This window comes from Streptomyces sp. NPDC046759 (genome assembly GCF_040645475.1).
Classification (GTDB): Bacteria; Actinomycetota; Actinomycetes; order Streptomycetales; family Streptomycetaceae; genus Streptomyces.
Window position 1 is genome coordinate 79,040 of the sequence record NZ_JBEYYJ010000009.1, and the last position, 19,613, is coordinate 98,652.

The window sequence follows — 19,613 nt, forward strand, 5'->3', positions numbered from 1 at the left end:
GCCGCCGGATGCGCAGTGGCGCCCTGCCGGCACCGGCGAGCCGCATCCCGCCCACACCGGGAACCCCCTCGATGGTCCTCACCAACGAGGGGTCGACCGGCTGTCGTACGCCCTGGGCCTGGCCCGGTGTGGTGAGGGCGTCGGCGCCGCGTGCGACGGCATCGGTGCCGCTGGTGGCCTCGTTGAACAGGGTGTCGAAGCTCGCGCGCAGCGTGTCGCCCATGACGAGGGTGCCGGTCAGGAAGGCGACACCGAGGAACACAGCGAAGAAGGTGCCCGCGAACCGGCGCCGGTGCGCGCGCGGGGAGGTGAGGCCGAGCCGGAGCGACGCGTTCACGACCGCACCTCGAAGGCCTTCATGCGGTCCAGGACCCGGTGATGTTCTCCGCGACGGTCAGCGTCGGTACCAGGTTGAACGCCTGGAAGACGAAGCCGATCCGGTCGCGGCGCAGCAGCGTCAGGACCCGGTCGTCCAGCGCGCCCAGTTCGGTGTCGCCGATGTGGGCGGCGCCGGAGGTGAGCGTGTCGAGGCCGGCCGCGCAGTGCATGAGGGTGGACTTGCCGGAGCCCGAGGGGCCCATGATCGCGGTGAAGCGTCCGGCGGGGAAGGAGACGTCGACGCCGTCCAGGGCTCGTACGGCGGTGTCGCCACCGCCGTAGACCTTCACCGCGCCCACTACGCGGGCCGCGGCTCGCGGTGCGGTCGCCGAGGTCATGCCACGCCCCTCTTGCCGGTGCGGCCGAAGTGCTCCTCCAGAACGCTGAGCCGCCGCCAGTACTCCTCTTCGTCGATCTCGCCGGAGGCGAAGCGGCGGCCGAGCACCGCGAGCGGCGAGTCAGCCGCCGTGCGCCCGGCGTCCACGGGCCGCCACGGTCCGCCAGGGCCGCGCCACGCGGTGCGGCGCAGGAGGGTGACGGCGCCGATCACCGCGGCGGCCCAGATCAGCGGGAAGAGCAGGATCCAGGGGCCGGGTCCGCCGCCGCCCCAGTCGGCCGGTGTCTGCATGTCGGGTCATCTCCCTCGTCGTGCGATTCGGTGTCGTGGTCGTCGGTCTTCGGGGACGTCACGAGACTCCCGTCGGCAGGGGGTCCGGGTCGTCGTGCGGCCGGCGGCGGTGCGGGTACCTCCCGGGGAGTACGGCACGGGCGGCGGACTGCTCCGCGCGGAGCTCCCGAGGTGCCCGCGGAGCCCTACGGGGACTGGCGCTCTGTACCTACTGGTAGGTACAGTGCTGGGGTGAGCACACCGGAGCGACTGATCGAGTCCACCCGTGAGCTGCTGTGGGAGCGCGGGTACGTGGGCACCAGCCCCAAGGCGATCCTGGAGCGCGCGGGCGCGGGCCAGGGCAGCATGTACCACCACTTCAAGGGCAAGCCGGACCTCGCGCTGGCGGCGATCCGGCGGACCGCCGAGGAGCTGCGCGCCGACGCCGAACGGGTCCTCGGCGGGCCCGGCACGCCGTACCGGCGCATCGAGGCGTATCTGCTGCGTGAGCGTGATGTGCTGCGCGGATGCCCGCTGGGCCGGCTGACCATGGACCCGGACGTGATCGCCGATGACGAGTTGCGCGCGCCGGTGGACGAGACGATCGCGTGGATCCGGGAGCGCATCGCCGGAATCGTCGAAGAGGGAAAGCAGCAGGGGCAGTTCGCGCCCTCACTGGACGGTGAGGAGATCGCCGCGGCCGTCCTCGCGACCGTGCAGGGCGGGTATGTCCTCGCCCGGGCCGCCGGCTCCCCCGCCGCCTTCGACACCGGGGTCCGCGGCCTGCTCTCCCTGCTCGCTCCGCGAACTGCCGTACAGGACGACTGAGTCACCGGCGCCGCACCCGGGGGTGCGGGAAAGGATCCGGCCATGCACGCCATGCAGTACGAGTTCTCCCTGCCCGCGGATTACGACATGGGTGTCATCCGCTCCCGCGTGGCCCGTGTCGGCCATCTGCTGGACGACTGGGAGGGTCTCGGCATCAAGACGTACCTGCTGCGCGAGCGCGGGGTGCACGGCTCGCCGGTGAACCAGTACGGGCCGTTCTACCTCTGGAACACCATGGAGGGCATGAACGGCTTCCTGTGGGGCGGAGCCTTCCAGGGACCCGTCGACGACTTCGGGCGGCCGGTGGTCCGGCAGTGGACCGGCCTGGCGTTCGAGGAGGGCACCGCCACCGGTGCCGCGCCCGCGTTCGCCGTGCGCCGGCGTCAACCCGTTCCGGAGGGCGTGGAGTTGGCCGCGTTCATGGCGGACGCGGCGGCCGGGACCGGGCGGCTGGCGGCGCAGGACGGTGCGGTGCTCGCGGCGGCGGCTGTGGACACGCGCGCATGGGAGCTGGTCCACTTCTCGCTCTGGGAACACGACACGCCCAAGGCCGACGGGGACCTGTTCCAGGTGCTGCACCTGTCCGCACCCGGCCTGGACCGGCTCCCGCGGGGGCCACAGTGGTAGCCCCCTGGGAGCCGGTGCGCGCCAGGCGCACTCCGGCCGGGTCCGCCACCCGCGACTCCGTCACCATGGACTCCTGGGCCCGCGGGCGGGCAGCGTGGACCCGGTTCCGTTACCCTCGGTTGTGACGCCGCTACGACGTTCCTTCGCGCGGTTCCTGCCGTGGCCAGTGTTGCGGACCCTGTTCGATGGGTACCTGCCACCGAACGGGCGTTCTCAATCGTGGCGATGATCATGCTGTGAACGGCGGACCATCTGCAATACGGTGCCGATGTGATCGCCTTTCAACTTCCCGAGACGCGTGGACCGTTGGTCGACCTCCGGCGTGACCTCCAGCTTGCCCTCTTCGGCGCCGATGCTGCCGAGATCCATGGGCCGTGGGGGCGCCTGTTCAGTTCGGAGACGTTCTCGTTCCGGGAAGGGCTGACCCACCGGGAGCGCACGGAACTGTCCTACGAGCGGCTTCGCCTGGTCAACGCGGCGGTGCCCGATCCCTGTGCCCTGGCCGTCGATCCCGTGGCTCTGACCGCCCTGCACGAGCACGCCGGCGTCGCGGACGCCGGAACGGCCACCATTCTCTCCATCCACTTCAACCTCTTCCTGGGCAGCCTCCTCGATCACGACCACGCGGGCCGAGACCTGGCCCCGTACACCCGCATGGACCGCATCGGTACATTCCTGTGCACCGAGCGGGGGCACGGCAACGACGCCGCGCAACTGGAGACGACCGCCGTCCTCGACCGGACATCGGGCGGGTTCGTGCTGCACACCCCGACCCCGGACGCCTGCAAGTTCATGCCCAACACCTCCTCGATCGGCGGCGCGAAGGATGCCCTGGTGGCCGCCCGCCTGGTCGTCGACGGCGAGGACCACGGAATCTTCCTGTTCCTGACCCCGCTCAGCGACGAGGGCGGACGGCATCTGCCGGGTGTGCACGTGAGCCGACTGCCTCAGACGGCCAGCAGCCCACTGGATCACTGTGAAACGCGATTCGACCATGTCCGTCTGCCGTTCACTGCGCTTCTCCAGGGGGAGCACGGACGCCTGACCCCGCAGGGGGAGTTCAGCAGCACTCTGCGCAGCCTGAGGGCCCGGTTCCTGCGGTCGATCGGCCGGGTCACCATGGGCAAGCTGTGCATGAGTGCCTACAGCGTCGGGACGATGCGGCACGCGGTGACGGTCGCGACGCGGCACGCCCACAGCCGGGTCACCTCCGCCGGTACGAGCCGGCAGCGCGTGCCCCTGTTCCACCACCGCAGCCATCACGCCCCGCTCCTGGACGCCCTCTCGACCACCTACGCCGCCACCCTTCTGCAGCGGTTGGCCGTGCGGAGATGGGCCGAGGCCTCGGGCGCCGAGCGCGCGGACGCCGAACGGCTGACGGCCATCGCGAAGGGCTGGATCACGTGGGCGGCGCGGGAGGTGATGACCGAGTGCCGGGAGCGTTGCGGCGCGCACGGACTGCTGCTGTCCACCGGGATCGCCTATCAACTCGCCGCCAACGAAGGCACGATCACCGCCGAGGGCGACAACGTGGTGATCTGGGTCAAGGCGGCGGCGGAGATGCTGTCGAGCGGGTTCACTCCCCACACGGTCGACGAGCTGCCCCCCGAGAGCCGTACGCTGCACCATCCGCTGCACCTGCAGAATCTCCTGGCGGACCTGGAGCGCATACCACGCGAACGAGCTCGGGCACGGCTGCGGTCCCCGAACGCCGGCCGGGGACTGGACCGCTGGAACGGGGCCGTGGAGTCCGCTCTCGAGTTCGTCGGCGCGCACGCCCACCGCCTCGCGGGTCAGGAACTGCTGTCGGTGGCCCGGCAGGCCCGTTCTCCCCAGGCCCGACAGCTGCTCACCGACCTGCACCGGCTGTTCGCCCTGCGCCAGGTGGCCGCACACAGCGGGGAGCTCATGGCTGATGGACGGCTCACCGCCGAGCAGGTTCGGCGGCTGCCCGACGCACGTGAGGCGGTCGTCGTCGCCCTCCGGCCCCATGCCCTCGTGCTGGCCGACGCGTTCGCCGCATTCGGGGAAGGGGAACCGGCGCAGGGTCAGCCCCGGCTCCGGGAGGTGGCAGGCGAAGCGGTGCCGACCTGACCGCTGGGTCAGGCGTGGAGCAGGAGCGCGCTGTGAGTGGCGTAGGTGAACCGGTCACCCGCGCTGAGTCGGTAGACGACCTCGCGGCACAGGGCGTGGTGCTCCGCGGTCCGGTCTGCGTCGAGGGTGATGGTGCTGGCGGGGCCGGCCGGTGCCTCGCGGCGGAGGGACTCCAGCAGCTTGGGCGCCGCGGGGATCCGCAGCACCGCCAGTGCGCGGCGGAAGTTCTCCACCGTGTGGTCGTCCGAGAGGTCGTCGAGGATGTCGGCCAGCGGGTCGTTCGGGCTCTTCTCCGCCTGGGACAGCATGCGCTGACAGGCATCCAGCCGGTCCAGGTGCTTCGGGTCCAGGTCGACGACGTACAGGGGGGTGAGCTCCCGCCCGTACGGATCACGGAGCCGGTGTCCCTGCGGGGCCCGGTGCGGGGCGCCGTCGTCGAGGACGAGCTCCTGCCACTGGAGCGGCGGAGGAAGCCGCTGGTAGATCGCGGCCCAACTGTCGTAGGCGGCGCGCACCAGATGGGCCTGCTGCGGCTCTAACTCCCGCAGGTGGTAGTACAGGGAGTGCAACAGGGGGTCATCGATGACGTGGAACATCCCCCTGAACACCCCGTCGTCCGGTAGCAGGACGTGCATGGGCATTCCCCTCGTCGTGTCGGATGCGGTCTGTCGCTGTGTGCACCGGACGGTGTGCACCGCCTTCGAGTGCTGCGGATCCGCCGGTCTGCCCGAACCACAGGGCCAGATCAAACCATGCGCCTGGTCTGGTTTGGAAGTAGAGACATGGGCAGCGCTTCACAAACTGTGACGGCTTTGCCTGCCTGGGGTTTCGGCGCCCACCGCTGGGGCCCGTGACCGGGCCCTGCGCTACGGCCGCTCGCGCTCCTTCGCGCTGCTGAGGTAACCCGCCGCCCACCGGGACTCCTGCATCAGCCTGTACCCCCGCTCCACCGAGACGTCCAGACGCATCAGCGTCTCCGGCGTGGCGATGCCCCGCACCATCTGCGCGTTCATCGGGGCGATCTCCTGAGGGAGCAGGTGGTAGTCGCGACGCTGCATCATGTCTATGCCGGTGTAGGCGGCCACCCACGTCCTGGCGGTCAGCGCCGGATCCACCCCGGGCAGCAGTTCGCCCAGGTCGTGCGACTCGGTCAGCAACGCGGTGACCTGCGGGATGTATCCGCGCCACAGGTGGCCGTAGAACGGGTGGTCCTGCTCGGTGGCCAGGCGGGCGGCCGCCTTGACCACCGGCACCTGCGGGGTGAGCACGGCCAGGGCGATGGAGGCGTCCACGACGCTCTGCAGGCGGGGCAGCCCCCGCTGGGCCGCGTCCATGCTGAAACCCTCCGTCACCACCGCTTGCGCCAGTTCCTGTTTGCTGCGGAAGTAGTGGTACATGGCGCCCTTGCTCATGCAGGCGCGCTTCAGGATGTCCTCGACCGTGGTATGCGCGTAGCCCCGTTCCGCGAACAGCCGTGCGGCCGCGTCGAGAAGGTCCTCCCGCTTGGCCTTGCTCCGGTCCTGGACTGGTCGCCGCACTGTCTCTTACCTCCTGTGGATCCGACGCGTTGCCGCCCCCCGTCGAGCCGCATCCGCGCTCGCCCCGGGCCCGGGCCGGCGGCGCCCACCACGGTGAGTCGCCGAAGCGGCCGGCCGCGGGGCCGGCGTGTGCAGACGTCGTCCACCGCATCGGTGTGCTCCACAGCCCGCCGTCATTGTTCCGCATCCTGGCGTGCTCCAGTTCCCATGCCGTACCAGGCGTGCAGTCTGTTTTGGGATCGACCCCGGCGGCGGCAGCATCTCCTAGGGGCGGGTCCGCAGCGTTTGCCGACCACAGGTCTGCAGGCAGACGAGGCGTGGCAAGGGGTGCGCTGCCGTGACCGCGCCGGACCGTATGGTCAGCTCGTGCCGGCCGCACAACTCCCGTGCGGGGCGCGGCGGGACGGTGACCACGATGCCCTCAGTGGCCCACCCACCTCGGGTGGCCGACCACGGGTCAGGGCGTCGGCGGGGATGTCGGAGCCGTTCGCGGGCCACCTGGGCGCGCAGGGCGCACAGGTCCGGCCGCACCGGTCAGCGCAGCGCTCCCAGCGGGTCGTCCAGTACCGGCTGCCAGGCCAGCTCGGCCGCCCCGACGAGGCTGTTGTGGTCCAGCGTGCAGGGCAGGATCGGCACTCCGCCGCTCTGACCCCACAGGCTGCGGTCGGCGACGACCGCGCGCAGCCGGCCGGGGTCCGCGTCCAGGAGGGTGCGGTGGAGGCCGCCGAGGATGATGCGGTCGGGATTGAGGATGTTGACCAGTCCGGCCAGGCCCAGGCCCAGGCGGTCGATCAGGGCCTCGGCGGCGGTCCGGACGGCCGGGTCCGCGTACTGGGTGCGCACCAGGTCGTTGGCCTGCTGGAGAAGGGACACCTCGGGGCCCGGCTCGCGGCCGGCCTCGACGAGCAGGGCCAGCGGGTCGGCCTCGACGTCCAGGCAGCCGCGGCTGCCGCAGTGGCAGGGCCGGCCCTCCGGGTTGACGGTGAGGTGGCCAACCTCCAGGGCGAGCCCCGAACTGCCGGTGTGCAGGCGGCCGTCCAGCACCAGGGCGCCGCCGACGCCACGGTGCCCGGTGGCCACACACAGCAGGTCCCGGGCGCCCCGGCCGGCGCCGTGCCGGTGCTCGGCGAGCGCGGCGAGGTTGACGTCGTTGCCCGCGAACGCCGGGCCGGTGATGCCGGCGGCGCGCACGCACTCCGCGAAGATCCGCCGGACCGGGGCGCCGACGGGCCAGGCCAGGTGCAGCGGGTTGAGGGCGAGTCCGTCCGGTTCGGCGACGGCGGACGGCACGGCGAGCCCGGCGCCGACGCAGCGGCGGCCGGTCGTGCCGAGCAGTTCCGCACCCGCCTCGACGACCGAGCCGAGTACCTTCGCCGGGTCCGCGTCGACGGTCTCGCAGCCGGGCGCGGTGGCCACGATCCGCCCGCCGAGGCCGACCAGAGCGGCCCGGAAGCCGTCGGCGTGGACCTGCGCGGCCAGCGCCACCGGTCCGTCCTCGGCGACTTCCAGCCGGTGCGAGGGGCGGCCCTGGGAGCCGGCCGCAGCGGCCGGCCGGGCATCCACCCGGATCAGTCCGAGCGCCTCGAGCTCGGCGGCCACCGCGCCGGCCGTCGCCCGGGTGACCCCGAGTTCCGCCGTGAGCACGGCCCGGGTCGGCGCCCGCCCGGTGTGCACCAGCTCCAGCGCGGGGCCGAGGGCGCCGCGCCCCCGGTCCAGCCGCGCTCTCGAGGTGGTCCTCTCCCCCGCCGTCCGGGGATCCGCCTTGCCGCTCATGAGGGCGAGTCTCCCATGATCCGCAGCCCGGGTGGCCTGCGCCGCCGGTCAAAGACCGCTCACCCGCAGGGTGACGTTGAGCCGTCCGGACAGGCCGAGCCCCGGCGGCGCCGTGCCCGGGTGCACGCGCGGCACCCCGTGGTGGGCGAACCGGGAGGGCCCGCCGAAGACGAACAGGTCACCGCTGCGCAGCTCCACGTCGGTGTACGGCCTCGCACGCGTCTCGGTGTTGCCGAAGCGGAAGACACAGGTGTCGCCCAGGCTGAGGGAGACCACCGGCGCGTCCGTCTGCTCGTCGCCGTCGCGGTGCATGCCCATGCGGGCGTCGCCGTCGTAGAAGTTGATCAGCGCGATGTCGTACGGGTACGGCTCCCCTCCGTGCTCGCCGAGCGCGGTGTCGACGGCACGGCGGCCCAGCTCGCCGAGCCAGGCCGGGAACGGTTTGACGGGCGCGCCGTCGCCGTCGACGGCCGTGCGTGCGTAGGCGTACGGGTACCAGTGCCAGCCCAGGCAGACCTGCCGCGCGGTCATGGTGCCGCCGCCGGGGGTGCGGACCGTGCGCAGTCCGGCCGGCGGCCGCGCCCACCGGCGGCAGGCCGCGAGCAGCTCGCGCTGCCCGTCCGCGTCCAGCCAGTCCGGGACGTGCACGGCGCCCGGCGCGACCTCCGTGCGCTCCCGGGGGAAAAGCTCCGCGTCCATGCGCTCCATCGTGCCGCAAGCCCGCCCCACCAGCGCTGAGCTGCGGCTCCGCTAGCCTGGGAGGCACGATGAGCGACCGTATGACGACACCGTGGGGCCAGGTCGAGCTGTCCCGCCACCCCGAGGATTCCCGCGACCGGCTGCGTGCCTGGGACGCCTCCGACGCGTACCTGCTGCGCCATCTGGCCGAGGAGAGAGTGCCGCTCACCGGGTCGGTCGTGGTGGTCGGGGACCGCTGGGGTGCGCTGGCCACGGCGCTCGCGGAGCACCGGCCGACGCAGATCACCGACTCGTTCCTGAGCCAGGAGGCGACCCGCGCGAATCTGGCGCGCGCCGGTGTGGAGCCCGGTGCCGTCCGGCTGCTGACCACCCAGGACCCGCCGCCGCACCGGGTGGACGTGCTGCTGGTGCGGGTGCCGAAGAGTCTGGCGCTGCTGGAGGACCAGCTGCTGCGTCTTGCGCCCGCCGTGCACGCGGAGACGGTGGTCGTCGGCACCGGGATGGTGAAGGAGATCCACACCTCCACCCTTCAGCTGTTCGAGCGGATCCTCGGGCCGACCCGGACCTCCCTGGCGCAGCAGAAGGCCCGGCTGATCTTCTGCACCCCGGACCCGGCCCTGGTCCGGCCGGCGAACCCGTGGCCGCACAGCTACGCGCTGCCGGACGGCATCGGCGTGGCCTCCGGGCGCACGGTCGTCAACCACGCGGGCGTCTTCTGCGCCGACCGCCTCGACATCGGCACCCGGTTCTTCCTCCAGCACCTGCCCGCCCCGGGCGCGGGCCGCGTCGTGGACCTCGGGTGCGGCAACGGCGTGGTCGGTACGGCGGTGGCGCTCGCCGATCCGGCGGCCGAGGTGCTGTTCGTGGACGAGTCGTTCCAGGCGGTGGCCTCGGCGGAGGCGACGTACAAGGCCAACGGGGTACCCGGGCACGCGGAATTCCGGGTCGGTGACGGTCTGGCCGGGGTCGCGCCCGGCAGCGTGGACCTGGTCCTGAACAACCCGCCGTTCCACTCCCATCAGGCGACGAGCGACGCGACGGCGTGGCGGATGTTCACGGGGGCGCTGCGCTCGCTTCGGCCGGGGGGTGAGCTGTGGGTGATCGGGAACCGGCATCTCGGGTACCACGTGAAGCTGAAGCGGTTGTTCGGCAACTGTGAACTGGTCGCATCCGACCCGAAGTTCGTGGTGCTGAAGGCCGTCAGGAGGGGCTAGGAAGTCCGGGAGAGGACCGCGATGATCCGGCGCACCTCGTCGGCCATCGCCTCCCGGCCCACACTCAGGTACGTGCGCGAGTCGACGGCCTCCGGGTGGGCCGCGAGGAAGTCCCGGATGGCGCCGGTCATGGCGACGTTGAGCGCCGTACCCACGTTGACCTTGGCGATGCCCCCCGCGACCGCCGCGACCAGCCCGCCGTCCGGGACACCGGAGGAGCCGTGCAGGACGAGCGGGACCGCCAGCGCGGCGGACAGCCGTTTGAGCAGGCCCTGGTCGAGAGCGGCGGTGCGCTCGGTCATCGCGTGCACGCTGCCGATGGCGACGGCGAGCGCGTCGACGCCGGTGCCGGCCACGAAGTCGCGGGCCTGGTCCGGATCGGTGCGGGCTCCGGGCGCGTGGGCGTCCAGCGGGGCTCTGCCGTCCTTGCCGCCGATCTGGCCCAGCTCGGCCTCGAGCCACAGCCCCTGGGCGTGGGCCCAGTCGGCGGCGGCCCGGGTGGCGGAGAGGTTGTCGGCGTACGGCAGCCGGGCGGCGTCGTACATCACCGAGCTGAACCCGGCGTCGGGCGCCTGGCGCAGCAGGTCGTCGCTCTGCACATGGTCGAGGTGCAGCGCGACGGGCACCGCGGCGCGTTCGGCGGCGGCGACGGCGGACCGGGCCAGCGGCAGCAGCCGCCCGTAGCGGAACTTGACCGCGTTCTCGCTGACCTGGAGCACGACTGGTGTGCCGGCCGACTCGGCGCCTGCGATGACGGCCTCGATGTGTTCGAGGGTGATGACGTTGAACGCGGCGACGGCGGATCGGGATGCGGCGGCTGCGGTGACCAGCTCGCCGGTGGACGCGAGGGGCACGTGAGGTGTCCTTTCCGGGGCGCGGGCCGGGCTCAGGGGGCCAGGATCACCGAGCGGGTGAGATGGCGGGGCTGGTCGGGGTCGAGGCCGCGGGCCGCGGCGACGGCGACGGCGAGCCGCTGGACGCGCACGAGTTCGGCGAGCGGGTCGAGTCCGCCGCCGATCCACAACCCGCCGGTGGCGTGGACGTCTCGGGCCAGGCCCTCGGGGGCCTCGCCGAGCATCCAGGTGGCCGTGCCCTCGGTGGTGACGCTGATCGGGCCGTGCCGGTACTCCATGGCGGGGTACGCCTCGGTCCAGGACAGCGAGGCCTCGCGCATCTTCAGCCCGGCCTCGTTGGCGAGCCCGACGGTCCAGCCACGCCCGAGGAACGTGAACTGGGTGCAGTCGACCAGCCCTTGGGGCAGAGGAGTGGAGAGGGCCGTGCGGGCGTCGGCGACGACGGAGTCGGCGTGCCGGCCGAGATGGGCGCGCAGGAGGGTGAGGGCGGTGGTGGCGAACCGGGTCTGGACGACGGAGCGTTCGTCGGCGAAGTCCAGCACGACGAGGTCGTCGGCCGCGCTCATGACCGGAGTGTCCGGGTCGCCGGTGACCGCCGTGGTGCGCGTCCTGCCCCGCAACGCGCCCAGGAGTCCGAGCACTTCGGTGGTGGTGCCGGAGCGGGTGAGGGCCACGACCCGGTCGTACGACCGCCCGAGCGGGAACTCGGAGGCCGCGAACGCGTCGGTCTCGCCCTGGCCGGTGCCCTCCCGCAGTCCGGCCGCCGCCTGCGCCATGAAGTACGAGGTGCCGCACCCCACGATCGCGACCCGCTCCCCCGGTGCCGGCAGCGCGTCCCGGTACCGCCCCGCCTCCGCGGCCGCCCGTATCCAGCACTCCGGCTGGCTGTTCAGCTCGTCCTCGACATGCGACATGCCCACACCCTCCCCTGGCTGATTGTTCCTGCAAGATACTGCCTGGTTTCGAGCACTATCAAGCATTCGAGCCTCATGGGGGTGCGCTAGGGTCGGCCTGAAATCGCAGGAGGTCGGGGAACGGTCGGAAAACGATCGGAGAACGGAGGTGCGGATGTCCCGGGACGCCCGCTGGAAGGCGCTGCTGGAACTGCTCGTCGAGCGCGGCCGGCTGGAGGTCGAGGAGGCGGCGGCCGAGCTGGAGGTGTCGGCGGCCACCATCCGCCGGGACTTCGACCAGCTCGCCGAGCAGCAGATGCTGGTGCGCACCCGGGGCGGAGCGGTGGTGCACGGGGTGTCGTACGAGCTCCCGTTGCGTTACAAGACGGCCCGCCGCGCCTCGGAGAAGCAGCGCATCGCCAAGGCCGTGGCCGACCTGCCCGCGCCGGGCGAGGCGGTGGGGCTGACCGGCGGTACGACCACCACGGAGGTGGCCCGTGCCCTGGCCGTACGCGGCGACCTGTCCACCGGCTCGCCCGCACTGACCGTCGTGACCAACGCGCTCAACATCGCCAACGAGCTCGCCGTGCGGCCCCAGTTCAAGATCGTGGTGACGGGCGGGGTGGCGCGCCCGCAGTCGTACGAGCTCATCGGCCCGCTCGCGGACGGGGTGCTCGGGCAGATCACCCTCGACGTGGCGGTCCTCGGTGTCGTCGCCTTCGACGTCACGCACGGCGCGGCGGCCCACGACGAGGCGGAGGCCGCCATCAACCGGCTGCTGTGCGAGCGCGCCGAACGGGTGGTGGTCGCCGCGGACTCCAGCAAGCTGGGCCGGCGGGCGTTCGCCCGGATCTGCGGGGCGGAGCTGGTCGACACGCTCGTGACGGACACGGCCGCGGAACAGGAGACGGTACGCCGCTTCGAGGAGGCGGGGATCCGCGTCCTGACGGTCTGACGGGTGCCGGGCCGGCCGAGGACGGCTCAGACACCGCCGAAGTCGGTCTTGACGAACCCCGCGCCGCGCTGGTCGTTGCAGCCCGCCGGCGGCCGGTCGAGCGGGTCGGGCCAGGTCTGCTGGGCCTGCAGTGCCACGCTCACCAGGGTCAGCAGCAGGTCGACGTCGCTCGCCGCGTCGAGGCGCAGGGTGACCCACTGCGAGCCGGGCACGATCCTGATCGCACCCGAGTCCCTGAGGTCCTTGGCGAACCGCCTGATCGCCCGGTCGGTCAGCCGCAGATCGACATCCCGGTCCGAGTGGAAGTGGGCGATCTCGCCCTGGGCCGAACTCACCGCCTGTCCCAGGCCGCAGCTCGGCACCGCCCGACTCAGGTCGGGCCAGGTCGCCAGTTGCGCGAGCGCGCGCGAGGCCAACGTCATGGGCCCATCATGGACCGCTCACCCGTCGGCAACCAGCTCGTGAGCAAGCATTAACCGACCTGTATCCGGCCACGGTCCGGACACGGAGACCTTGAAGCACCCCCAACAAGGCGGACAATTGCCCCGATCCGCGCCGCCGTCGTTCCCGCGAGTACTCAAGTCACCGCAGGTCAATGCCATATCGGCGGCCGGGTGGACATCCGGGCCCCGGGTGTAGAGCGTTCGGGGCGGTCAAGCCGTCACAGGAGGACGATGTCGCCGAACCGGGTGATGGCGGAGATCCGTTCGTCTCGCAGGGTGAGAACGACCAGCCTCCTCAAGGGCGTGCGGCCGGGCTGCGGACTCAGGCGGACAGCTGCCGGACGCGGGCCGGCCGTGCACACGGGCGGGGACCTGACGGCGAACCGGCCGCCACAGGGGAAAGACCCGGCCTTTCTCGGTGGGTCGGTCGCCCAGCGCCGCACGCGCCCGCTGCAGGGACCTGTTCACCGGCACGCCGCTGCTGTCGAGGAGTTCGGCCGCCGCGGCCTCCCCTCCGTGGTCGCTGCGCGTCCTGCCGGCAGGACAGGGCGGGGGCGACGCCGTACCGGCCGGCCCCCTCGCCACCCGCATGGCCCGCTCCCCGACGTCCCGGGGCCCTCCGCGCCGTCTGTGGCGCGGGCCGTCCTCGACGGGCACGGCCAGGGACGAGGAGGCCGTCCTCGCCGACCCTCGGTCGGCGTCCCCGGCCGAGAGGCGGCGCGACGGTGTGGTGAAGGCCCTGGAGGGACAGCCGGCAGAGCTGCCGGAGGCGCTTGAGTCGCCCCCTGATCCATGGCGCCGTGGGAGAGCGCGCCGCCGAGCGCGCCGTCCCGGCGCCCGCGCCATGAACGTTCGCAAGGCCCTTGTCGTCGACGCCGCCGGCGGCGCGGAGCCGGCCGATTCGCGTGGGCGTGACGGTCGCATCGCCGATCCGGGTGCGGAAGCGGAGTCACATCGGCCGAGCCGAGTCCCATCAGCCGAGTCACGCGGCTGGGTCCCGCACCCGGCGCGAGGGCTCCGGCCTGCTCCGGGCTCCGGCCGCGGCGGGGCGGGGCAGGCGGGAGAGCCCCGGTCCGACCGCCACGGCCCGCACCGGAGGGTGCGGGCCGTGGCGGTCCTGGGGCCCTGGTCCGGGACGGGGCGCCGTCGCCGCCCGCCTCAGCGTGAGCCGGCGGGCGGGGCGCAGTACTCGGCGTTCAGGATGGGAAAGACGGTCTCCGCTCCCCAGTTGCTGTTGTAGTCGAAGGTGAGTTGGTGACGGCCGTCCTCGGTGAAGGTGGCCAGGGAGAGCCACCCGATCGCGCCGCCGTCGTGGTACCACAGGGTGGTGCCGCAGCCCATCGTGAGCCGTTCGATGCCGAGTCCGTAGGACGAGCCCGGGAACTCGGGATCGTCGACGGTCGTCTTCATCTCCTCCAGCTGTCGCGGGGGCAGCAGCTTCCCGCGCATCAGGGCGCCGAAGAACCGGTTCAGATCGTCCGCGCTGGAGATGATGTCGCTGTCGCCCCAGCCCTGGGACCCGTTCATCTCGGTGACGTCGTCGATGCGGTCCGGCTGCGCCGGGAAGAGCTTGGAGTAGCCGCGGGTGCTCGGGTGGGGCAGGCGGCTGCCGTTGCCGGGGTTGGACGTCGCCTTGAGTCCCAGGGGTCGGATGATGCGGTCGCGCACCTCGTCCTCGTACGGCCTGCCGCCGATCTTCTCGACGACCAGCGCGGCCAGGACGTCGTTGGTGTGGGAGAACGCGTGCCTGGAACCGGGCTCGAACAGCGGCTCGTGGGCGAGGGCCACCTTCACGCGCTGCTCGGGCGTCAGCGTGTCGTACCGGTGCTGGAGGAAGCCGTCGCCGAACACGTACGTCTCGTCGTACTCGGTGTCGGTGAGGTAGTCGAACAGACCGCTGGTGTGGTTGAGAAGCTGCCGTACGGTGATCTTGCGGCCGTCGTTGCCGTTGCCCGACACCAAGTCCGGCAGGTAACGGTCCACGGTGTCGTCGAGGCTGAGTCTCTTCTCCGCCTCCATCTGGAGGAGGACGGTTGCCACGAACGTGTCGGTGATGCTGCCGACGCGGAAGCGGTCGTTCTTGCCGCGCGGCGCACCCGTCTTCAGGTTGCCGACGCCCGATGCCGACTTCCAGACTCCGGCGGCATCGCGTGCTTCGGCGGTGATGCCGGGGACACCGGCTTTCACGGCCGCGTCCATCGCGCGCTGTGTGCCTTGATGGCCGACCGACGCGGAGGCCGTGTCCCGCGACGCCTGGGCGGGACCCGTGAAGGCGGTGGCCGCCATCGCGACCGCTGCCAGACCGACCACGCCGGCCCTTGATCTCTTCCGTATCGCCATTCCGCGCTCCTGGGAGTCGTCTGTGTGCCGTGCTCGTGCGGTGCCGCCGGCGGCAGCGTAGGTCACAGGTGTCGCGTGCAGGGCGTTCGAGCACCAAAAGTCAGGCGGTGGCCGGGTGTTGAGCGAAACGCACGGGTTCCGGCGGGGGCCTCCCGGCCCCCGGGACGCGGCCGGGGTCGCCTCGTCCCTCGGCACTCCGGCTTGCCCCGCTCCCACGGCCCCGCCTAGCCTGACTTTGTGCCGCAACTAAACAAACCCCGATCGCACAGCGTCGTGCCGGGTGGCAGCCTCGACCTGGTCCGCCTCCGTGTCGCTCTCACCGCCTTCTTCGCCCTCGACGGCTTCGTCTTCGCGGGCTGGGTCGTCCGTATCCCCGCCATCAAGCAGCAGACCGACGCCTCGACCAGCGCCCTGGGCCTCGCCCTCCTCGGCGTCTCCGCGGGCGCCGTCGTCACCATGACCCTGACCGGGCGGCTGTGCCGTCGCCACGGCAGCCATCCGGTCACCGTGGTCTGCGCCGTCCTGCTGTCCCTCAGCGTCAGCCTGCCGCCGCTGACCCACTCCGCGGCCGCCCTCGGCGCCGTACTCCTGCTCTTCGGCGCCGCCTACGGCGGCATCAACGTCGCGTTCAACAGCGCCGCCGTCGACCTGGTGGCCGCGTTGCGGCGACCCATCATGCCCACGTTCCACGCCGCGTTCAGTCTCGGCGGCATGACCGGCGCCGGTCTCGGCGGTCTGGTCGCCGGCACCCTCTCCCCCGCGCGCCATCTGCTCGGCCTCACGCTGATCGGGCTGCTCGTCACGGCCGTCGCCGGACGCGTCCTGCTGCGGCTGGAGCCGCCCGCGCCCGCGGACCGCACCCGCGCCGCGCAGCCGGAGACGGACCGGGCCGCACCGCGCTGGGCCGGCGGCAGGGGGCTGGTCGTGGTCCTCGGGCTGGTCGCGCTGTGCACCGCCTACGGCGAGGGCGCCATGGCCGACTGGGGCGCGCTCCACCTCCAGCAGGACCTCGCGGCGTCCTCCGGCGTGGCAGCGGCCGGGTACTCGTGCTTCGCGCTGGCCATGACCGTGGGCCGGGCCACCGGCACGACTCTTCTGGAGCGCCTCGGCCGCGCCCGCACGGTGATCGCCGGCGGCACGGTCGCGGCGGCGGGCATGCTGCTCGGCTCTCTGGCGCCCTATGTGTGGCTCGCGCTGATCGGCTTCGCCGTCACCGGGCTCGGCCTGGCCAACCTCTTCCCGGTCGCCGTGGAGCGGGCGGGCGCACTGACCGGTCCGTCCGGCGTGGCCGTCGCTTCGACACTGGGGTACGGAGGCATGCTGCTCGGGCCGCCCGCGATCGGGTTCATGGCCGCCTGGTTCTCCCTGCCGGTCGCCCTCACCAGCGTGGCGGCGCTGGCCGCCGTCGCCGCCGCCATCGGGGTGTCCACGCGAGGGGCCATGGGCGGCTGAGGGAGCGCCGAACGGGGCGGGAGCTCCTCGACGCACCTAAGACACACGCGCACCCCTGCCCCCGGGAGAGCGCCCGCCGTCCACCACTCGGAAGTACCGGCCGGCGGGCGCGCTCCATCCGGCACACTCACACCCATGGACACTGCCGACTTCCTTCAGACCCTGGACCGGGAGGGCCGGTTGCTCGCGGCGGCCGCTGCCGCGGCGGGGACCGATGCCAAGGTGCCGAGCTGCCCGGAGTGGCAGGTGCGTGACCTGCTGCGGCACACCGGCGCGGTGCACCGGTGGGCCGCGGCCTTCGTCGCCGACGCACTCACCGAACCTCGCCCCTTCGGCGACCTCCCCGAACTGGACGGCGCCGAACTGGTCGGCTGGTACCGGGACAGTCACCGCCTGCTGGTCGACACCTTGGCCGCCGCGCCCGCCGACGTGGAGTGCTGGACCTTCCTCCCGGCACCCAGCCCGTCACCGCTGGCATTCTGGACACGCCGGCAGGCGCACGAGACGGCCGTGCACCGGTACGACGCCGAGGCCGCGCGTGGCGGTACCGTGTCGCCGATCGCGCCGGACTTCGCGGTGGACGGCATCGACGAGCTGCTGCGCGGGTTCCACGCCCGCTCCAGGAGCCGCCTGCGCACGCCGGAGCCGCGCGTGCTGCGGGTGCGCGCGCTGGACGCGGGGGCGGACGCGGTGTGGACCGTACGGCTCACGGCCAAGCCGCCGGTGACCGTGCGCGAGGAGAGCGGCACGGCGGCGGCCGAACTGTCCGGGCCCGCCGACGAGTTGTATCTGGCTCTGTGGAACCGCCGGCCGCTGCCGAACGTGTCCGGCGACCACTCCCTCGCCGCCCTGTGGCTGGAGAAGAGCGCGATCTGACGCCTTTTCAGTCGGCGTCGGCCAGCATCCGGGTCAGTACCGCGCGCTGTACCGGCCGCACCTCGCCGTGCAGCGCGCACCCCTTCGCGGTGAGCGCCACGCGCACCCCGCGCCGGTCCTCGGCACACATGGCGCGCTCGACCAGACCGTCCTTCTCCAGGCGGCCGATGAGCCGGGACAGCGCGCTCTGGCTGAGATGGACGCGCTCGGAGATCTCCTGCACACGGCGGGCACAGCCACCGTCCGCCGCCTCCTCGGCCAGCAGATCGAGGACCTCGAAGTCGCTGGCGCACAGCCCGTGTCCGTGCAGCGCCCGGTCCAGTTCGCACTGGGTGCGGGCGTGCAGGGCGAGGATCTCCCGCCACTGCTCCGCGAGCGCCTGATCGGCCCTGTTCGACGCCATGAGCGCAAGGTAGCAGAGAAAGAAGATTGTTGCATCGGAATTAAATGCGTTTGCATCTCATGCATACGCATGTAGTGTCGTCGGCATGACCTCTCCGCTCACCTCCTCCGCGCCGTCCGCGGCCGTTCGCTGGACTCCCCGGCTGTGGGGCACCCTGCTGGTGCTCTGCGCGGCGATGTTCCTGGACGCGCTGGACGTGTCGATGGTCGGCGTCGCACTGCCGTCCATCGGCTCCGACCTCCACCTGTCCACGTCGACGCTGCAATGGATCGTCAGCGGTTACATCCTCGGCTACGGCGGCCTGCTCCTCCTCGGCGGCCGCACCGCCGACCTGCTCGGCCGGCGCCAGGTGTTCCTCGCCGCCCTCGGGGTCTTCGCGCTCGCCTCGCTGCTCGGCGGGCTGGTGGACTCCGGTCCGCTGCTGATCGCCAGCCGTTTCGTCAAGGGCCTGAGCGCGGCCTTCACGGCACCGGCCGGCCTGTCGATCATCACCACGACTTTCCCCGAGGGCCCGCTGCGCAACCGCGCCCTGTCCATCTACACCACCTGCGCCGCCACCGGCTTCTCCATGGGCCTGGTCCTCTCAGGCCTGCTCACCGAGGCCAGCTGGCGCTTCACCATGCTGCTCCCCGCGCCGATCGCGCTCGTCGCCCTGCTCGCCGGTCTGCGGCTGCTGCCGCGCAGCGCCCGCGAGCAGAACCACGACGGCTACGACATCCCGGGCGCCGTCCTCGGCACCGCGTCGATGCTGCTGCTGGTGTTCACCGTCGTCCAGGCCCCTCAGGCCGGCTGGGCCTCGGCCCGCACCCTGCTGTCCTTCCTCACCGTCGCGGTGCTGCTGACCGCCTTCGTCCTGGTGGAGCGGCGCTCGCCAGGCCCGCTGATCCGGCTGGGCGTGCTGCGCTCGGGCAGCCAGGTCCGCGCCCAGCTCGGCGCGATCGCCTTCTTCGGCAGTTACGTGGGCTTCCAGTTCCTGACGACGCTGTACATGCAGTCCCTGCTCGGCTGGTCGGCACTGCACACGGCCCTCGCCTTCCTCCCGGCGGGCGTGCTGGTGGCGGTGTCCTCGACCAAGGTCGGCGCGATCGTCGACCGGTTCGGCACCCCGCGCCTGATCGCCACGGGCTTCACCTTCATGGTCCTCGGCTACGCGCTGTTCCTGCGCGTCGACCTCGACCCGGTGTACGCGGCCGTGATCCTGCCGTCCATGCTGCTGATCGGCGCGGCCTGCGCGCTGGTCTTCCCGTCGCTCAACATCCAGGCCACCAACGGGGTCGAGGACCACGAGCAGGGCATGGTCTCCGGTCTGCTCAACACCTCGGTACAGGTGGGCGGGGCGATCTTCCTGGCGGTGGTCACGGCCGTGGTGACCGCGGGCGCCCCCGTGCACGCCACCCCGCAGGCCGTCCTCGACAGCTACCGGCCCGGCTTCCTGGTCGTCACGGCCGTCGCGGCGGCCGGCCTGCTGATCACGCTCACCGGTCTGCGCGGCCGTCGCACCCCGCAGTCCCTCGTGGTCGCCAGGTCCACCGTGGAGGAGGCGAGCGCGGATCGCGTGGCGGTCCGTGACTAGGGGGGAGCCTCCCGGCGTGCGCCCGGCGGGGCCGATTGCCCCGCCGGGCGCGTGTCTGTGAAGCTG

18 protein-coding genes and 2 pseudogenes are annotated in these 19,613 nt (G+C 72.5%); 8 read left to right on the plus strand and 12 right to left on the minus strand.

From position 1 onward, the window contains the following. Nucleotides 1-52: 52 nt before the first annotated feature. The 3 genes and pseudogenes from ABZ919_RS14720 to ABZ919_RS14730 form a co-directional block, all read right to left on the minus strand. Nucleotides 53-337: pseudogene (locus ABZ919_RS14720) on the minus strand (ABC transporter substrate-binding protein); the annotation flags it as partial. 37 nt (nucleotides 338-374) lie between these two features. Beyond that, nucleotides 375-716: pseudogene (locus tag ABZ919_RS14725) on the minus strand (ATP-binding cassette domain-containing protein); the annotation flags it as partial. After that, a complete protein-coding gene (locus ABZ919_RS14730; RefSeq protein ID WP_361247314.1) occupies nucleotides 713-1,006 on the minus strand; it encodes an SHOCT domain-containing protein in 294 nt (97 codons plus the stop codon). The pseudogene ABZ919_RS14725 and the gene ABZ919_RS14730, both read right to left, overlap by 4 nt. Nucleotides 1,007-1,237: 231 nt before the next feature. Between ABZ919_RS14730 and ABZ919_RS14735 the strand changes: the two genes are divergently transcribed. From ABZ919_RS14735 to ABZ919_RS14745, 3 genes are all read left to right on the plus strand, one after another. Next, complete coding sequence (locus tag ABZ919_RS14735) at nucleotides 1,238-1,813, plus strand: TetR/AcrR family transcriptional regulator (RefSeq protein WP_361247317.1); 576 nt, start codon at nucleotides 1,238-1,240, stop codon at nucleotides 1,811-1,813. Nucleotides 1,814-1,855: 42 nt separating this feature from the next. Then, nucleotides 1,856-2,440 (plus strand): DUF4865 family protein, encoded by a 585-nt coding sequence (locus tag ABZ919_RS14740; protein WP_361247319.1) that lies wholly within the window; start codon nucleotides 1,856-1,858, stop codon nucleotides 2,438-2,440. A gap of 363 nt (nucleotides 2,441-2,803) precedes the next feature. After that, a complete protein-coding gene (locus tag ABZ919_RS14745; RefSeq protein ID WP_361247608.1) occupies nucleotides 2,804-4,534 on the plus strand; it encodes an acyl-CoA dehydrogenase in 1,731 nt (576 codons plus the stop codon). Nucleotides 4,535-4,542: 8 nt separating this feature from the next. On the opposite strand, the gene ABZ919_RS14750 is transcribed toward ABZ919_RS14745, so the two are convergent. The 4 genes from ABZ919_RS14750 to ABZ919_RS14765 form a co-directional block, all read right to left on the minus strand. Continuing rightward, nucleotides 4,543-5,169, minus strand: coding sequence for a hypothetical protein (locus ABZ919_RS14750; RefSeq protein ID WP_361247322.1), 627 nt, complete (start codon nucleotides 5,167-5,169; stop codon nucleotides 4,543-4,545). Between the two features lie 231 nt (nucleotides 5,170-5,400). Continuing rightward, nucleotides 5,401-6,072: a helix-turn-helix domain-containing protein gene (locus ABZ919_RS14755; protein WP_361247325.1), complete on the minus strand. Its 672-nt coding sequence runs from the start codon at nucleotides 6,070-6,072 to the stop codon at nucleotides 5,401-5,403. 534 nt (nucleotides 6,073-6,606) lie between these two features. Further along, nucleotides 6,607-7,845, minus strand: coding sequence for an ROK family protein (locus tag ABZ919_RS14760; protein ID WP_361247329.1), 1,239 nt, complete (start codon nucleotides 7,843-7,845; stop codon nucleotides 6,607-6,609). A 48-nt stretch (nucleotides 7,846-7,893) separates the two neighbouring features. Then, a complete protein-coding gene (locus tag ABZ919_RS14765; protein WP_361247332.1) occupies nucleotides 7,894-8,544 on the minus strand; it encodes an alpha-ketoglutarate-dependent dioxygenase AlkB in 651 nt (216 codons plus the stop codon). Between the two features lie 80 nt (nucleotides 8,545-8,624). Here ABZ919_RS14765 and ABZ919_RS14770 point away from each other — a divergent pair, with 80 nt between their 5' ends. Beyond that, a complete protein-coding gene (locus tag ABZ919_RS14770; RefSeq protein ID WP_361247610.1) occupies nucleotides 8,625-9,758 on the plus strand; it encodes a methyltransferase in 1,134 nt (377 codons plus the stop codon). Here ABZ919_RS14770 and ABZ919_RS14775 read toward each other — a convergent pair. Next, nucleotides 9,755-10,612 (minus strand): class II fructose-bisphosphate aldolase, encoded by an 858-nt coding sequence (locus ABZ919_RS14775; protein WP_361247335.1) that lies wholly within the window; start codon nucleotides 10,610-10,612, stop codon nucleotides 9,755-9,757. The genes ABZ919_RS14770 and ABZ919_RS14775 overlap by 4 nt on opposite strands. Before the next feature lie 32 nt (nucleotides 10,613-10,644). Continuing rightward, nucleotides 10,645-11,526, minus strand: a complete 882-nt coding sequence (locus tag ABZ919_RS14780) for a sugar isomerase (protein WP_361247338.1) — start codon at nucleotides 11,524-11,526, stop codon at nucleotides 10,645-10,647. 154 nt (nucleotides 11,527-11,680) lie between these two features. Between ABZ919_RS14780 and ABZ919_RS14785 the strand changes: the two genes are divergently transcribed. Continuing rightward, on the plus strand, nucleotides 11,681-12,460 hold the full coding sequence (locus ABZ919_RS14785; RefSeq protein WP_361247341.1) for a DeoR/GlpR family DNA-binding transcription regulator: 780 nt from the start codon (nucleotides 11,681-11,683) through the stop codon (nucleotides 12,458-12,460). A 26-nt stretch (nucleotides 12,461-12,486) separates the two neighbouring features. On the opposite strand, the gene ABZ919_RS14790 is transcribed toward ABZ919_RS14785, so the two are convergent. Next, on the minus strand, nucleotides 12,487-12,882 hold the full coding sequence (locus ABZ919_RS14790; RefSeq protein ID WP_361247344.1) for a luciferase family protein: 396 nt from the start codon (nucleotides 12,880-12,882) through the stop codon (nucleotides 12,487-12,489). A gap of 1,179 nt (nucleotides 12,883-14,061) precedes the next feature. Further along, a complete protein-coding gene (locus ABZ919_RS14795; RefSeq protein WP_361247347.1) occupies nucleotides 14,062-15,243 on the minus strand; it encodes a serine hydrolase domain-containing protein in 1,182 nt (393 codons plus the stop codon). 273 nt (nucleotides 15,244-15,516) lie between these two features. Here ABZ919_RS14795 and ABZ919_RS14800 point away from each other — a divergent pair, with 273 nt between their 5' ends. Together ABZ919_RS14800 and ABZ919_RS14805 are read left to right on the plus strand one after the other, a co-directional pair. Continuing rightward, nucleotides 15,517-16,695, plus strand: a complete 1,179-nt coding sequence (locus ABZ919_RS14800; RefSeq protein ID WP_361247350.1) for an MFS transporter — start codon at nucleotides 15,517-15,519, stop codon at nucleotides 16,693-16,695. 135 nt (nucleotides 16,696-16,830) lie between these two features. Then, on the plus strand, nucleotides 16,831-17,571 hold the full coding sequence (locus tag ABZ919_RS14805) for a maleylpyruvate isomerase family mycothiol-dependent enzyme (protein WP_361247353.1): 741 nt from the start codon (nucleotides 16,831-16,833) through the stop codon (nucleotides 17,569-17,571). 7 nt (nucleotides 17,572-17,578) lie between these two features. Here the strand turns inward: ABZ919_RS14805 and ABZ919_RS14810 are convergent, their stop codons facing one another. Next, nucleotides 17,579-17,974, minus strand: a complete 396-nt coding sequence (locus ABZ919_RS14810) for a MarR family transcriptional regulator (protein ID WP_361247356.1) — start codon at nucleotides 17,972-17,974, stop codon at nucleotides 17,579-17,581. 85 nt (nucleotides 17,975-18,059) lie between these two features. Here ABZ919_RS14810 and ABZ919_RS14815 point away from each other — a divergent pair, with 85 nt between their 5' ends. Next, nucleotides 18,060-19,547 (plus strand): MFS transporter, encoded by a 1,488-nt coding sequence (locus ABZ919_RS14815; RefSeq protein ID WP_361247358.1) that lies wholly within the window; start codon nucleotides 18,060-18,062, stop codon nucleotides 19,545-19,547. Nucleotides 19,548-19,613 lie beyond the last annotated feature (66 nt).